Raw genomic sequence first — 15,392 nt, 5'->3', positions numbered from 1 at the left:
CAGGTGGGGCGGATGGGGATCACCGGGAGCTACCGGTGGGCGTCGGCGGCGGTGCTGACGCTCGCCCTGCTGATGACGACCGGCTGCACGAGCGGGTCGGACTCCCCGGCGGAGCCGACCCCCCCGCCCACCGCACCGGTGGCCGCGGCCCGGGTGTGCGCCGAGCCCCCGGCCGGGCCGGCCGGCGCGCCGCCCGGCGCCGTGACGGTCGACCCGGCGGTCGTCAACGACCTGGCCGCGAAGACCAGGAACAGCCCTCCGCACACCACGTTCTGGCTGGCCCCGGGCACCCACACCCTCGAACCGGACCGCTACGCCCAGGTCATGACCAAGGAGGGGGACACCTACCTCGGCGCGCCGGGCGCGGTGCTCGACGGCCGGAAGACCAACAACTACGCGTTCAGCGGCACCGCCCCGGACGTCACCATCCGCTACCTGACCGTGCAGGGCTTCGTCGCGCCGCACGACGAGGGCGTGGTCAACCACGACATGGCCGACGGGTGGGTGATCGAGCACGCGACGATCCAGGGCAACTCCGGCGCCGGGCTGATGGCCGGCGCCCGCCAGCAGGTCCGCGCCAGCTGCCTGCGCGACAACGGCCAGTACGGCATGAACGCGTACAAGACCGGCGACTCCATCAAGGGCCTGCTGGTCGAGGGCAACGAGATCACGGGCAACAACACCGACGACTGGGAGCGGCGCCAGCCCGGCTGCGGCTGCACCGGCGGCGTCAAGTTCTGGGCCGTCGACGGCGCCGACATCCGCGGCAACTGGGTGCACGACAACCGCGGCACCGGGCTGTGGGCGGACAACGACAACAACGACTTCCTGATCGAGAACAACGTGCTGGAGGCCAACGACGGTGCCGCGCTGATCTACGAGACCAGCTACAACGCCGTCATCCGGAACAACACGGTCCGGCGGAACAACTGGGTCGAGGGCCGCCGGCACGCCGCCGACGGCGACGACTTCCCGCACGCGGCCGTCTACCTGTCGGAGGCCGGCGGCGAACCCCGGGTCCCCGCCCGCACGGACCGGATCGAGATCTACCGGAACACGCTGGAGGACAACTGGTCCGGGATCACCCTCTGGGAGAACGCCGACCGGTTCTGCAACAGCCCGGCCAACACCTCGACCGGCTACTGCACCCTGCTGGTGAAGGACCCCGGCCGCTGCGTGAAACCGGCGATCGACACCCCGCCGCTCTACTCCGACTGCCGGTGGAAGACCCAGCGGGTCGACATCCACGACAACCGCTTCGCCCTCGACACCTCCGTCGTCAAGTGCACCGTGGACTGCGGCCGGATGGCGGTGCTCTCCAACTACGGCACCTACCCGGACTGGTCGCCGTACATGGGCAAGCGGGTCGCCGAGGCGATCACCCTCAAGCAGGACAACCGCTGGCACGACAACGTCTACCGCGGCCCGTGGACCTTCGTCGCCGACGACCCGGGCCGCCCGCTCGACTCCGGGCAGTGGCAGGGCACGCCGTACCGGCAGGACACCGGCAGCACCTTCGCCACCACCAAGGCCGGTGGTTGAGATGGGCGGGGCCCCGCTTCGCGGCGCGCCGGCGGACGGAACGGGCACGGCGGTCACGCCGGCCGGAGCCGAAGGACGCCCCGACGCCACGCCGAAGGCCGTCTGGATCGTCTGGGCGCTGCTGGGCCTCAACACGCTCGGCTCCGCCGGGGCGAAGACCGTCGTCCGGCTGCCCCGCTCGCTCATCCAGATGGCCACCATGGGCGCGCTGGTCTCCGCGTTCGCGCTGGCCCTCCTGCTCAACCCCCGGCTGCGCGTCCGGCCCGGCGCCTTCCTCACCCTGCTCACCCTGCTGCTGGTGCCCAGCCTGATCTCCAGCCTGAAGCTGGAGGTCGGTCTCGGCGCGCTGTTCCGCTGCACCCGGCTGGCCATCTTCATCACCACCCTGTGGCTGATCAGCCGCTGGTGGGACGGAAGCTTCCGGCTCGTCCGCACCCACATCCGGATGTACTACGCGGTGCTCTGGTCGGTGGCCGCCGGCCTGGTCATCTCCCCGGGCACGGCCATGCCCGAGTACTACGGCGGGCGCCTGGTCGGCGCGCTGTGGCCGCTCACCCCGCCGCAGATCGGCCAGTACTCTGCGGTGATCATCGGGCTCACCGTGCTGCTCCTGCTGGGCCGCCGGACCACCGGGAAGAGCGCGGCCATGGTCATCGTGCCGACCTTCGTGCTGCTCGCGATGACCCACACCCGGACGGCCACGATCGGCCTGCTCGCCGGCCTGGCGCTGGCGATCGGCTCGCTCCTGCTGACCAGCACCGCCGCCCGCCGGTTCTTCACCTGGGCGCTGGTGACGGCCACGGTGGCCGCGGTGGCGTTCGCCGGCGCGCTGCAGACCTGGTTCATGCGCGGCCAGAGCAAGGAGAACTTCTCCAACCTCACCGGCCGGGCCAAGGTCTGGGACGCCCTGCTGACCCGGCCCCGGACCATCCCCGAGGAGGCCTTCGGCATCGGCCTGGGCGACAAGTCCTTCGGCGGACTGCCGATCGACAACAGCTGGCTGGCCGTCTACAACGAGCAGGGCCTGGTCGGCATCGGCCTGGTGGCCGCGATCCTCCTGGCGCTGGGCGGCGTCGCCCTGCTGCGCCCGCCCTCGCTGGAGCGGGCCTGCGCGATCTTCCTGATCAGCTACGTCGCGATCTCCTCGTACACCGAGGCCGGGCTCGGCGACGCCTCGCCCTACCTGCTGCACCTGGCCCTGGCCGCCTCGCTGCTCGCCACACCCGCCGCGGCCACGCCGCCGACCACACTCGCGGTCCCGCGCCGACGTAGCCCGCGCCGGGACCGCACACAGGAGGTGACCTGACCGTGCACGTCCTGGTGGTGCACAACCGCTACTCCTCGGCGCAGCCGAGCGGGGAGAACAGGGTCGTCGACGAGGAGGTGGGGCTGCTGCGCGCGGCCGGCCACCGGGTCGACCTGTTCGAGCGGCGCAGCGACGACATCGCCGCCCGCTCCCTGCTCGGCAAGGTCGCGGTGCCGCTCCTGGTGCCGTGGAACCCGCCGGTCCGCGCGGAGCTCACCGCGCGGCTCCGCGGCGAGCGGCCGGACGTGGTGCACGTCCACAACGTCTTCCCGCTGCTGTCCCCGGCGGTGCTCGCCGCCTGCGCCGACGCCGGTGTGCCCGTCGTCGCCACGCTGCACAACTTCACCCAGGTCTGCCCGCCCGGCACCCTGCACCGGGACGGCCGGGCGTGCACCGAGTGCGTCGGGTCGGCGACCGGGCTGCCCGCCGTCCGGCACGGCTGCTACCGCAACTCCCGGCTGGCGACGGTGCCGCTCGCGGTCAGCATGTCGGTCAACCGGCGGCGGTGGTGGACCGGCGTGGACCGGTTCTTCTGCATCTCCGCGGCGCAGCGCGACGTCCTGGTCCGCTCCGGCATGCCGGCCGAACGGCTGGTGGTGAAGCACAACTTCGTGCCCGAGCCGGACAGCCGCCGTACCGGCGACGGCGAGCACCTGCTCTTCCTCGGCCGGCTCGCCGAGCCCAAGGGCGTACGGCTGCTGATGGCCGCCTGGGACCGGCTCGCCGCGGCCGGCGGTGTGGGCGTACCGCTCCTGCTGGCCGGCGGGGGGCCGCTGGAGGCCGAGGTGACCGCCTGGGCGGCGGGCCGGGACGACGTGCGCTACGTCGGCCTGTACGACCCGGACCAGTGCCGGGAGGCCGTCGCGCGAGCGGTCGCCGTGGTGGCTCCCTCGGTCTCCCCGGAGACCTTCGGCCTGGTGGTCGCGGAGGCGATGGCGGCCGGGGTCCCGGCCGTCGCCGCCGGGCACGGCGCCTTCGTCGAGCTCGTCGAGGACGGGGTGACGGGGCTGCTGCACCGGCCGGGCGAGGAGGCCTCGCTCGCGGAGAGCCTGCGCCGGATCACGGCCGATCCGGCCGCCAACCGGGAGATGGGCCGGACCGCCCGGCGCCGCTACGAACGGGCCTTCAGCCCGGCCGTCGGCCTGGAGCGCCTGGTGGAGGAGTACCGCACCGTGATCGCGGGGCGGTCCGGCGGCGCCGACGGCGCGCCGCCGACAGGGAACGGAAACGCTGGCCCGCGCCGGGGAACCCCGCGCGGGCGGGAATGGGGGCAGTAGATGACACGATGCCGACTCTGCGGTTCGACGGCGCTGGGGAGCGTCGTCGACCTGGGGGCGACGCCGCCGTGCGAGAGCTTCCTCGCCGCGGACCAACTGGACCGGCCGGAGCCGGCGTACCCGTTGCACCTGCGGGTCTGCACGGACTGCTGGCTCGCGCAGATCCCCCCGCTGATCACGCCGGAGGAGACCTTCACCCAGTACGCCTACTTCTCCTCCTACTCGACCTCCTGGGTGGACCACGCGCGGACCTTCGTCGACGGTGCCGTCCAGCGGCTGGACCTCGGCCCCGAGGCCTTCGTGGTCGAGGTCGCCAGCAACGACGGGTACCTGCTCGGGCACGTCGTGGAGCGGGGGATCCGCTGCCTCGGCATCGAACCGTCGGTCAACGTCGGCGCCGCGGCCAGGGAGAAGGGCGTGCCGACGCTCACGGCGTTCCTGGACCCGGTCACCGGCGCGGACGTCCGCGTCAAGCACGGCCCGGCGGACCTGGTCGTCGCCAACAACGTGTACGCGCACATCCCCGACGTGGTCGGGTTCACCCGGGGGCTGCGCGCCCTGGTGGCCGACGACGGCTGGGTCTCCATCGAGGTGCAGCACCTGCTGACCCTCATCGAGGAGAACCAGTACGACACGATCTACCACGAGCACTTCCAGTACTACACGGTCGCCTCCGCGGCCCGGGCGCTGGAGAGCGGCGGGCTCACGCTCGTGGACGTCGAGCTGCTGCCCACGCACGGCGGCTCCATCCGGCTGTGGGCCCGGCCGGCCGAGGCGGCCGGCGAGCCGAGCCGGCGGGTGGCCGAGGTGCTGGACCGGGAGAAGGCCGCCGGGCTTCGGGAGCTCTCCGGGTACACCGAGTTCTCCGCCCGGGTGGCCAAGGTGCGCCGGGACCTGCTGCGCTTCCTCATCGACGCGGCCGAGCGCGGCGAGACGGTGGTCGGCTACGGCGCCCCGGGCAAGGGCAACACCCTGCTCAACCACTGCGGCATCCGGCCCGACCTGCTCCCGTACACGGTCGACCGCAACCCCTACAAGCACGGCCGGTTCACCCCGGGCACCCGGATCCCGATCCTGCCGCCCGAGCAGATCGCCACCGACCGGCCGGACTACGTCCTCGTCCTGCCGTGGAACCTGCGGGCCGAACTGGTCGAGCAGCTCTCCTTCGTGCACGAGTGGGGCGGCCGACTGGTCTTCCCCATCCCGGAACTGAGCATCGTGGAGGTGAAGCCGTGAAGGTCGTCCTGTTCTGCGGCGGTTACGGGCTGCGGATGCGCAGCGGGGCCAACGACGACGTGCCCAAGCCGATGGCGATGGTCGGGCCGCGGCCGCTGATCTGGCACGTGATGCGCTACTACGCCTACCACGGGCACACCGAGTTCATCCTCTGCCTCGGCTACGGGGCCCACCACATCAAGAACTTCTTCCTCAACTACGAGGAGACGACGTCCAACGACTTCGTGCTGCGGGGCGGGAAGACCGAGCTGCTGTCCACCGACATCTCCTCCTGGACGATCACCTTCGCGCAGACCGGCATCGAGTCGCCGATCGGCGAGCGGCTGCGCCGGGTGCGCCACCACCTGGACGGCGACGAGATGTTCCTCGCCAACTACGCCGACGTGCTCACCGACGCCCCGCTGCCGGAGATGATCGACCGGTTCTCCCGGCGGGACGCCGGCGCGTCGATGATGGTGGTGCCGCCGCAGTCCTCGTTCCACTGCGTGGAGCTCGGCGAGGACAACCTGGTCGGGGGCATCACCGCGGTGAGCGAACTGCCGCTGTGGGAGAACGGCGGCTACTTCGTGCTCCGCCAGGAGGTCTTCGACCACATCCCGGAGAACGGGGACCTGGTCGCCGACGGCTGCGCCGGACTGGCCAAGCAGGGACGGCTGGTGGCGCACCAGCACCGCGGCTTCTGGAAGCCGACCGACACCGTGAAGGAACGCGCGGCGCTCGACGAGGCCTACGCCCGGGGCGAGCGCCCGTGGGCCGTCTGGGAGAAGGACGGCTCCGGCGTGAGGACCGCGTGATCCGCCTCCGGGCCGGCGCCCTGACCGGCGTCGTCGCGGTCGGCGCGCACTGCGACGACATCGCCATCGGCGCCGGCGGCACCCTGCTGACGATGTGCCTGGCGCGGCCGGGCCTGCGGGTCGACGCGCTGGTGCTCTCCGGCGGTGGCGGCGAGCGGGAACAGGAGGAACGGGCCGCGCTCGCCGCCTTCTGCCCCGGCGCCGACCTGCGGCTGACCGTCCTCAAACTGCCGGACGGCCGGCTGCCCGCGCACTGGGACGAGGCCAAGGCCGCCGTCGAGGAACTGCGCGGACGCGGCGAGCCCGACCTCGTCCTCGCCCCGCGCACCGAGGACGCCCACCAGGACCACCGCGGCCTGGCGAAGCTGATGACCACCGCCTTCCGCGACCACCTGGTACTCGGCTACGAGATCGTCAAGTGGGACGCCGACCTCGGCCGCCCGACGGCCTACCAGCCGCTCACCCCGGAGATCGCCGAACGGAAGGTCCGGCTGCTGCAGGAGCACTACCCCTCGCAGCGCCACCGCCCCTGGTACGACCGGGAGGCCTTCCTCGGGCTGGCCCGGATCCGCGGCATCGAATGCCACGCGCGCTACGCCGAGGCGTTCGCCGCCACCAAACTGACGCTCGACCTGGAGGGCTGACCCATGCGCGTACTGCTGACCGGACACCAGGGCTACCTGGGCACCGTGATGGCCCCGGTCCTCGCGGCCGCCGGGCACGAGGTCGTCGGGCTGGACTCCGGCCTGTTCGCGGACTGCGTCCTCGGCCCGGCGCCCGCCGACCCGCCCGGGCACCGGGTGGACCTGCGCGACGTCACGGCCGAGCAGGTGGCCGGGGTGGACGCCGTGATCCACCTGGCCGCGCTCTCCAACGACCCGCTGGGCTCACTGGCGCCGGACCTCACCTACGACATCAACCACCACGCCTCGGTACGGCTGGCCCGGCTCGCCCGGGACGCCGGGGTACGGCGCTTCCTGTACGCGTCCACCTGCTCGGTCTACGGCGCCGCCGGCGGCGACGAACTGGTGGCCGAGGACGCCCCGCTGCGCCCGGTGACGCCGTACGCGGAGTCCAAGGTGCGGGTGGAGGACGACCTGCACGACCTGGCCGACGGCGACTTCAGCCCGGTGTTCATGCGCAACGCCACCGCCTTCGGCTACTCGCCCCGGCTGCGCGCCGACATCGTGCTGAACAACCTGGTGGGCCACGCGCTGCTGTCCGGCGAGGTGCTGGTGCTCTCCGACGGCACCCCCTGGCGCCCGCTGGTGCACGCCGCCGACATCGCCCGGGCCTTCACCGCCGCGCTGGCCGCGCCGCGCGAGGCGGTGCACGACGAGGCGTTCAACATCGGCAGCGAGACCAACAACGTCACCGTCGCCGAGATCGCCGGGCAGGTCGCCGAGGCGGTGGAGGGCGCGAAGGTGCGGATCACCGGGGAGAACGGAGCCGACCCCCGCTCCTACCGGGTGGACTTCTCCCGCTTCCGGGCCGCCGTCCCCGGCTTCGACTGCGAGTGGACGGTCAAGCGGGGCGCGCTCGAACTCGCCGAGGCCTACCGCGAGTTCGGGCTGACCCGGGAGGGCTTCGAGCAGCGCTTCACCCGGCTCGCGGTGCTCCGCGCGGCGTCCGGGGCCGGCACCGTCGACGACACCCTGCGGTGGCGCCGATGACCACGCCCGGCGAGGAGATGCACGCGCTGGTCGAGCGGCTGTACCCGATCTGCCGCAGCATCACCGGCGACGGCGTGCGCGCCACCCTGGACATCGTCGGCGAGTACCTCCCGCTGCGGGTGCACGAGGTGCCGACCGGCACCAAGGTGCTCGACTGGACGGTGCCGCAGGAGTGGAACATCCGGGACGCCTACATCGCCGACGGCGCCGGCCGCCGGGTCGTCGACTTCGCCGCCTCCAGCCTGCACGTGCTCGGCTACAGCGTGCCGGTGGCGGCGACCATGCCGCTGGCCGAGCTGCGCGCCCACCTGCACACCCTGCCCGACCAGCCGACCTGGGTGCCGTACCGCACCAGCTACTACACGCCGCAATGGGGGTTCTGCCTGGCCCAGGAGACCCTGGACGCCATGCCGGACGGCGACTACGAGGTGCGGATCGACTCCACGCTCGCGGACGGCCACCTCACCTACGCCGAGCACGTCGTCCCCGGGCAGGTCACCGACGAGGTGATCGTCTCCTGCCACGTCTGCCACCCGTCGCTGGCCAACGACAACATGGCCGGCGTCGCGGTGGCGGTCTTCCTGGCCCGGGAGCTGGCGCGTCGCTCGCCCCACTACACCTACCGGTTCGTCTTCGCGCCCGGCACCATCGGGGCGATCACCTGGCTGGCCCGCAACGCGGAGCGGGTGGAAAAGGTCAAGCACGGGCTGGTGCTGGCCTGCGCCGGCGACCGGGGGCAGCTGACGTACAAGCAGAGCCGGCGCGGCGACGCGGAGATCGACCGGGTGCTGCGGCACGTCCTGCGCGCCTCCGGACGCCCGCACGAGGTCAGGGAGTTCACGCCGTACGGCTACGACGAGCGGCAGTACTGCTCGCCCGGGTTCGACCTCGGCGTCGGCTCGCTCACCCGGACCCCGTACGCCGGGTACCCCGAGTACCACACCTCGGCCGACGACCCGGACTTCGTCTCCCCGGAGGCGCTGGCGGACACCCTCGCCGTCTGCCGCGAGGCGTTCGCCGTCCTCGACCGCGACCGGCGCTACGTCAACCTCAGCCCGTACGGCGAGCCGCAGCTGGGCCGGCGCGGGCTGTACGACTCGCTCGGCGGCCGCAGCGACGCCAAGGAGGCCCAGCTGGCCATGCTCTGGGTGCTCAGCCTCTCCGACGGCGAGCACGGCCTGCTGGACGTCGCCGAACGGTCCGGGCTGCCCTTCGACACCGTCGCCGCCGCGGCCGACGCCCTGCACGGCGCCGGACTGATCAAGGCATGACGCCGATGACCACCGAGGAGGCGGGGACGACGGCCCCGGGGACGGGCCCGAGCGCCGGACGGGGACTCCTCGGCCGGCTGTCCTGGGGACTGGCCGACCAGGCGGCGTCCAGCATGACCAACTTCGCGGTGGGCATCTACGTGGCCCGCTCGCTGGGGGTCACCGCGTTCGGCGTGTTCAGCCTGGCCTGGCTGACCTACGGCGTGGTGCTCAACGTCGCCCGCGGGCTGGCCACCGACCCGCTCGTGGTGCGCTTCAGCGGCGCGCCGGAGGCGTCCTGGCGCTCGGCGGCGGCCCGGTCGGCGGGGGCCGCGCTCGGCGTCGGGACCGTCCTCGGCGCGGTCTGCCTGCTGGTCGGGCTCGGCCTCGGCGGCCGGGTCGGGGCCGCCTTCGCCTGCCTCGGCGTCGCCCTGCCGGCGCTGCTGCTCCAGGACGCCTGGCGGTTCGCCTTCTTCGCCGCCGGGGCCGGGCGGAAGGCCTTCACCAACGACCTGGTCTGCGGCCTCGCGCTCGTCCCCGCCATGGTCGTGGCCGCCCGGGTGGGCACCGTGGCCGCCTTCCTGCTGGCCTGGGGAGCCGCCGCCGCGGTGGCCGCGGGCTACGGCTGCGTCCAGTCGGGCCTGCGGCCCCGGGTGGGGCAGGCCCGCGGCTGGCTGCGCGAGCAGCGCGACCTCGGCAGCCGCTACCTGGTCGAGAACGTCAGCCTCAGCGGCGCGGGCCAGCTGCGGGCGTACGGGCTCGGCGCGATCGTCGGGGTCGGGGCGGTGGGAGCGGTCCGCGGCGCCGAACTCCTGCTCGGCCCGTTCCTCGCCCTGCTGATGGGGCTGTCGCTGGTCACCGTCGCGGAGGCGGCCCGGGTGCTGCGGCGGGCACCGCACGCGCTCGGCCGGTTCTGCCTCCTGCTGGGCGGCGGGCAGGCCGCCGCCGCGCTGCTCTGGGGCGCGGCGCTGCTGCTGATGCCGGACCGGCTCGGCGAACTCGTCCTCGGCGGCGTCTGGCACGACGCCTCCCGGCTCATCCTGCCCGCCACCCTCGGCGTCGCGGGCGCCGGCCTCGGCAGCGGCGCGGCGGCCGGGCTGCGGGCGCTCGCCGCGGCCCGGCGCAGTCTGCGCTGCCAGCTCTTCGCCTCCGCCTGCTACGCCGGCCTCGGCCTCGGCGGCGCGGCCGTGGCCGGCACGGCCGGCTCCGCCTGGGGCGTCGCCGCCGCGACGGCCTGCGGCTCGGCCGTCTGGTGGCTCCAGCTGAGGGCCGCCCTGCGCGAGCACCACCGCGCCCCCACCCCCGGACCCACCCCCGCACCAGAGGACGACATCCCCGAAGTGAGGACCGCATGACCGCCCGACCCAGACTGAGCATCGGCCTGCCCGTCTACAACGGCGAGGAGTACCTCGCCGAGTCGTTCGACGCCCTGCTCGGCCAGACCTACGAGGACTTCGAGCTGATCGTCTCCGACAACGCCTCCACCGACGGGACGCCGGACATCTGCCGGCGCTACGCCGAGAAGGACTCGCGGATCCGCCTGCTCCGGCTGCCCCGCAACATCGGCGCCACCCCGAACCACAACCTGGTGTTCGCCGAGTCCCGCGGCGAGCTGTTCAAGTGGGCCTCGCACGACGACCTGTACGGCCGGGACCTGCTGCTGCGCTGTGTGGAGGCGCTGGACGAGCGGCCGGACGTGATCCTCGCGCACGCCGACCAGGCGGTCATCGACGGCGACGGCCAGGTGAAGGTCCCCTACGAGTACACGCTCGCCACCGCCTCGCCGCACGCGCCGGAGCGCTTCCGCAGCATGCTGTTCGAGCCCGGCGGCGACGACTTCTACGGGGTGATCCGGGCCGACGTGCTGCGCCGGGTGAAGCCGATGGACAGCTACCACCACGCCGACCGCACCTTCGTCACCGAGCTCGGCCTGTACGGGCCCTTCCACCAGGTGCCCGAGCTGCTGTACTTCCGCCGCGACCACCCCACCCGGGCCGAGCGGGCGAACCCCTCCAAGCGCTCCCGGTGCGTCAACCTGGACCCGCGCCGGGCGGGCCCGCTGCACCCGACGGCCCGGCTGCTCGCCGAGTACGTCTGGGGCTTCGTCTCGGCGGTCCGGCGGGCGCCGCTCTCCTCGGCCGACCGGCGGGAGTGCTACCGCCACCTGGCCGCCTGGATGGGCAGCCGGGCCCGGCCGGGCGCCGGCGAGCGGGTCGAGGACCGCGCCCCGGTCGACCCGGCCCTGCTCACCGTCTCCGTCGACGCCCTGGTGGCCGGCCGCGAAGGGAGGCGGTCATGACCGCCGGGCCCCGAAAGCCGGTGCGGGTCGGGGTGTTCGGGCTGCTCGGCTCCGGCAACCTCGGCAACGACGGGTCGTTGGAGGCGGTGCTCGGGTACCTGCGCGCCGACCACCCGGAGGCGGTCGTGGACGCGTTCTGCGGCGGGCCCGAGGCCGTGACGGCCCGGTTCCGGATCCCCGCCACCCGGCTGCACTGGAACCGCGCCGAGTACCGGACCGCCTCGCGGGCGGGCGCCGTCGCGGCGAAGGGCGTGGGCAAGCTCGTCGACGCCGTGCGCACCGCCGCCTGGGTGCGCCGGCACGACGTGGTGATCGTGCCGGGCATGGGCGTCCTGGAGGCCACCCTGCCGCTGCGGCCGTGGGGCTTCCCGTACGCGCTGTTCCTGCTCTGCGCGAGCGGCCGGCTGCTGGGCACCCGGGTCGCGCTGGTCAGCGTCGGCGCCGCCGGGATCCGCGACCGGCCGGTCCGGGCCCTGGTGCGCTGGTCGGCGCGGCTGGCCGCGTACCGGTCGTACCGGGACGTCCCCTCCCGCGACGCGATGCGGGCGATGGGCGTGGACACCGCGCGCGACGAGGTCTACCCGGACCTCGCGTTCTCCCTGCCGACGCCGCCGAAGAGCACGCCTTCCGGTACGCCGGGCCCGGTCTGCCTCGGCGTCATGGACTTCCACGGCGGCAACGACGACCGCGCCCGCGCCGAGGAGATCCACCGGCGCTACCTCGACGGGACGATCCGGTTCGTCCGGGTGCTGGTCGAGGAGGGCAGGCAGGTCCGGCTGCTCACCGGCGACGCGTGCGACACCTCGGTGGTCGACGCGATCCTCGACGCGGTGGACTCCCCGCTGGTCACCGCCGCCGAACCGGCCTCACTGGCCGACCTGATGACGGAGATGACGGCCGCCGACACCGTGGTGGCCGTCCGCTACCACAACCTGATCTGCGCGCTGAAGACCGGTACGCCGGTGCTCGCGCTCTGCTACGCGACCAAGAGCGAGGCGCTCATGGCGGACATGGGCCTCGGCGCGTACTGCCACCCGGCGCGCGAGGTCGACGCCGACCGCCTGCTCGAACAGTTCCGGGACCTGGAGAAGAGATCGATGGAGCTGAGACGGACCCTCACCGAGCGGAACCTGACCGCCGCCCGGCGCCTGGAGCACCAGTTCACCGCCCTGACCGCGGCCCTCTTCCCGAGCGCCGACCACGCCCGGACCCGATCCGACACCCACAGCCAAGCCCAGCGGGAGGCTCCATGAAGGTGACCGAAGTCCCGGCGATCGCCGGCGCGTACCTGTTCGAACCCACACCCTACGCGGACGAACGCGGCTTCTTCTGCCGCACCTTCGACGCCGAGGTGATCCGCTCGGTGGGGCTCGACCCGGACGCCTTCGTCCAGCACAGCCTGTCCCGCTCCGTCCTGGGCGTGCTGCGCGGCCTGCACCTGCGCTCCGGCGCCGGCGAGGCCAAGCTGGTGCGATGCTCGTCCGGGAAGGTCTTCGACGTCGTCGTGGACCTGCGGCCGGACTCGCCGACCTACCGCAACCAGGCCCACTTCGAACTGTCCGGCGAGACGCAGGTGAGCGTGTACATCCCGGCGGGGTGCGCGCACGGCTTCCAGGCGCTGACCGACACCGCCGACGTCTCGTACCGGATCGACCGGCCGCACGATCCGGCCGAGGACGTGACGATCGCCTTCGACGACCCGGAACTCGCCGTCCCCTGGCCGCTGCCGGCCGTGTCGGTGTCCAAGCGGGACAGCGAGGCACCGAGCCTCGCCGAGGTCCTGCGGCACAGGAAGGGGTGAGGCCGGCGTGGACACCGGACACACCGAGGGGTTCGGCCTGCCCCGGTCGCGGGCGACGAACGAGCGGCTGCACGCCCTGATCCCCGGGGGCGCCCACACCTACGCCAAGGGTGACGACCAGTACCCCGAGGACCTGGCCCCGGTCATCAGCCACGGCCGGGGCGCCCACGTGTGGGACCTCGACGGCAACCGCTACGTCGAGTACGGCTCCGGCCTGCGGTCGGTCAGCCTCGGCCACGCCCACCCGCGGGTGGTCGAGGCGGTGCGGCGCGAGCTGGACCGGGGCGGCAACTTCGTCCGGCCGTCCGTCGTGGAGGTCGAGGCCGCGGAACGCTTCCTGGCCACCGTGCCGACCGCCGAGATGGTGAAGTTCGCCAAGAACGGCTCCGACGCCACCACCGCCGCGGTGCGGCTCGCCCGCGCCGTCACCGGGCGCTCCCGGGTGGCCGTCTGCGCCGACCACCCGTTCTTCTCCGTCGACGACTGGTTCATCGGCACCACGCCGATGTCCGCCGGGATCCCGGCCGCGACCACCGAGCTCACCGTGGCGTTCCCGTACGGGGACCTGGCCGCCACCGAGGAACTGCTCACCCGGTACCGGGACGAGGTCGCCTGCCTGATCCTCGAACCCGCCGGACACGCCGAGCCGCCGCCCGGATACCTCGCCGGCCTGCGCGAACTGGCCCACCGGCACGGCTGCGTGCTGGTCTTCGACGAGATGATCACCGGCTTCCGCTGGTCCGAGGCGGGCGCCCAGGGCCTGTACGGCGTCACCCCCGACCTGTCCACCTTCGGCAAGGCGCTGGGCAACGGCTTCGCCGTGGCCGCGCTGGCCGGGCGCCGGGAGCTGATGGAGCGGGGCGGGCTGCGCCACTCCGGGGACCGGGTGTTCCTGCTGTCCACCACGCACGGCGCGGAGACCCACGCGCTGGCCGCCGCGATGGCCGTGCAGGACACCTACGCCGAGGAGGGCGTCACCGCCCGGCTGCACGCCCTCGGCGAGCGGCTGGCCGCGGGTGTCCGCGAGGCCGCCGCGGCCGCCGGCGTCGGCGACCACGTCCTCGTCCGGGGCCGGGCCAGCAACCTGGTCTTCGCCACCCTCGACGAGCAGGGGCAGCCGTCGCAGCCGTACCGCACCCTGTTCCTGCGCCAACTCCTCCTGGGCGGGGTGCTGGCCCCGTCGTTCGTGGTGAGCAGCGCGCTCGACGACGCCGACATCGCGCACACCGTCGAGGTGGTGGCCGGGGCCTGCGCCGTCTACCGGAAGGCGCTGGAGGCCGGCGACCCGACCCCCTGGGTGGGTGGGCGGCCGGTGAAGCCGGTGTTCCGCCGACTGGCCTGACGCGAGGTCAGTGCGGCCCCCGCCCGGGCCGGCCGGCGGTGGCCGGCTTGCGAGCCGCTCGGGTGGCCGCCCGGTCGGCCGCCCGGTCGACCAGCCACCCGGCGGCCGGGACCACCGCCAGCGCGGTGCACCCGCCGCCGAGGGCGTCGGTCGGGTAGTGCGCGCCCAGGGCGACCTCCGCCCAGCCCATCGCGGCCCCGGCGGCCAGCGCCGGGGCGAGCAGCAGCAGGAGGGCGGCCGCCCTGCCGGGGCCGGGGCCGGGCTCGTTCCCGTCCCGGCCCCCGTCCCGGCCCCCGTCCCGGCCCCCGTCCCGGCCCCCGGCTCGGCCTCTGCTCCGGCCCCGGCGCCCCGTCGCGAGCAGGGCCGCCACCAGGGCGACCGCGGTCGCGAAGGCGGTGTGCCCGCTCGGGTAGGACAGGTTGTCGCCGTGGATGGTGCGTCCGGCGAGGTGCTTGAGCAGCGTCGCCGCCCCCACCGCCGCGGCGACGGCGGCCACCAGGAACACCGCCGCGCGCGGACGCCGGAGCAGCAGACAGCTCGTCACGGCGGAGAACACCAGCGTCGCGGCCCCCGGCGGTTCGCCCAGGGCGTCCAGGGCCAGGGCGAGTTGCCGCCACGGCGGCCCCGCACCGTCCAGCGCCGCCCCGATCCGGGCGTCCACCGGTCCGGGCCCGCCCGCACCGGCGTACCGGATCCCGAGCACGGTGACCACCAGCGCGGCGAAGGCCGCGACCGGCCCGAGCCACCCGCGGAGCGACGGCGGCAGCACCGCGGACGCGACGGCGGGGTGCGGTTTCCGGACGACTTCGGCGGCCGGGTGGTCGGGCAGGCCCCGGTCGGGGTGGTCCGTCCGCACCCCGGCGTCCGGGTCC

Annotated in this window: 14 protein-coding genes; 13 read left to right on the top strand and 1 reads right to left on the bottom strand. The window is 74.0% G+C overall.

Features of this window, described 5'->3' with window-relative positions; all coding sequences use genetic code 11:
* Positions 1–12: 12 nt before the first annotated feature.
* From ACYP53_RS19655 to ACYP53_RS19595, 13 genes are read left to right on the top strand one after another with little or no spacing between them, the layout of a single operon-like run.
* Complete coding sequence (locus tag ACYP53_RS19655) at positions 13–1,542, top strand: right-handed parallel beta-helix repeat-containing protein (RefSeq protein ID WP_459648300.1); 1,530 nt, start codon at positions 13–15, stop codon at positions 1,540–1,542.
* Position 1,543: 1 nt separating this feature from the next.
* Positions 1,544–2,848 carry an O-antigen ligase domain-containing protein gene (locus ACYP53_RS19650; RefSeq protein WP_459648299.1) on the top strand — a complete coding sequence of 435 codons (1,305 nt, stop codon included), beginning with the start codon at positions 1,544–1,546 and terminating at the stop codon, positions 2,846–2,848.
* Positions 2,849–2,850: 2 nt separating this feature from the next.
* Positions 2,851–4,125, top strand: coding sequence for a glycosyltransferase family 4 protein (locus tag ACYP53_RS19645; protein ID WP_459648298.1), 1,275 nt, complete (start codon positions 2,851–2,853; stop codon positions 4,123–4,125).
* Positions 4,126–5,361: a class I SAM-dependent methyltransferase gene (locus tag ACYP53_RS19640; RefSeq protein WP_189914232.1), complete on the top strand. Its 1,236-nt coding sequence runs from the start codon at positions 4,126–4,128 to the stop codon at positions 5,359–5,361. It begins immediately after the preceding gene.
* Positions 5,358–6,155, top strand: coding sequence for a glycosyltransferase family protein (locus tag ACYP53_RS19635; protein WP_189914231.1), 798 nt, complete (start codon positions 5,358–5,360; stop codon positions 6,153–6,155). Before ACYP53_RS19640 ends, ACYP53_RS19635 begins: the two co-directional genes overlap by 4 nt.
* Complete coding sequence (locus ACYP53_RS19630) at positions 6,152–6,799, top strand: PIG-L deacetylase family protein (RefSeq protein ID WP_459648297.1); 648 nt, start codon at positions 6,152–6,154, stop codon at positions 6,797–6,799. The genes ACYP53_RS19635 and ACYP53_RS19630 overlap by 4 nt, the downstream gene beginning before the upstream one ends.
* A 3-nt stretch (positions 6,800–6,802) precedes the next feature.
* Positions 6,803–7,828 (top strand): NAD-dependent epimerase/dehydratase family protein, encoded by a 1,026-nt coding sequence (locus tag ACYP53_RS19625; protein WP_459648296.1) that lies wholly within the window; start codon positions 6,803–6,805, stop codon positions 7,826–7,828.
* Positions 7,816–9,099, top strand: coding sequence for a DUF4910 domain-containing protein (locus ACYP53_RS19620; protein WP_459648295.1), 1,284 nt, complete (start codon positions 7,816–7,818; stop codon positions 9,097–9,099). The genes ACYP53_RS19625 and ACYP53_RS19620 overlap by 13 nt, the downstream gene beginning before the upstream one ends.
* A gap of 5 nt (positions 9,100–9,104) precedes the next feature.
* Positions 9,105–10,433: a hypothetical protein gene (locus ACYP53_RS19615; RefSeq protein WP_459649791.1), complete on the top strand. Its 1,329-nt coding sequence runs from the start codon at positions 9,105–9,107 to the stop codon at positions 10,431–10,433.
* Positions 10,430–11,377 carry a glycosyltransferase family 2 protein gene (locus ACYP53_RS19610; RefSeq protein ID WP_189914227.1) on the top strand — a complete coding sequence of 316 codons (948 nt, stop codon included), beginning with the start codon at positions 10,430–10,432 and terminating at the stop codon, positions 11,375–11,377. Before ACYP53_RS19615 ends, ACYP53_RS19610 begins: the two co-directional genes overlap by 4 nt.
* Complete coding sequence (locus tag ACYP53_RS19605; RefSeq protein ID WP_459648294.1) at positions 11,374–12,630, top strand: polysaccharide pyruvyl transferase family protein; 1,257 nt, start codon at positions 11,374–11,376, stop codon at positions 12,628–12,630. Before ACYP53_RS19610 ends, ACYP53_RS19605 begins: the two co-directional genes overlap by 4 nt.
* On the top strand, positions 12,627–13,178 hold the full coding sequence (locus ACYP53_RS19600) for a dTDP-4-dehydrorhamnose 3,5-epimerase family protein (RefSeq protein WP_189914225.1): 552 nt from the start codon (positions 12,627–12,629) through the stop codon (positions 13,176–13,178). Before ACYP53_RS19605 ends, ACYP53_RS19600 begins: the two co-directional genes overlap by 4 nt.
* Positions 13,179–13,185: 7 nt before the next feature.
* Entirely contained in the window at positions 13,186–14,520 is a 1,335-nt protein-coding gene (locus tag ACYP53_RS19595) for a glutamate-1-semialdehyde 2,1-aminomutase (RefSeq protein ID WP_459648293.1), read from the top strand.
* 7 nt (positions 14,521–14,527) lie between these two features.
* Here ACYP53_RS19595 and ACYP53_RS19590 read toward each other — a convergent pair whose 3' ends face one another.
* Entirely contained in the window at positions 14,528–15,349 is an 822-nt protein-coding gene (locus ACYP53_RS19590; RefSeq protein ID WP_459649790.1) for a phosphatase PAP2 family protein, read from the bottom strand.
* Positions 15,350–15,392: the final 43 nt, after the last annotated feature.

The sequence above is a fragment of the Kitasatospora sp. Ki12 genome, from assembly GCF_054601375.1.
Note: the sequence above shows the minus strand (reverse complement) of the source record. Positions and strands in the feature narration are given on the sequence as shown.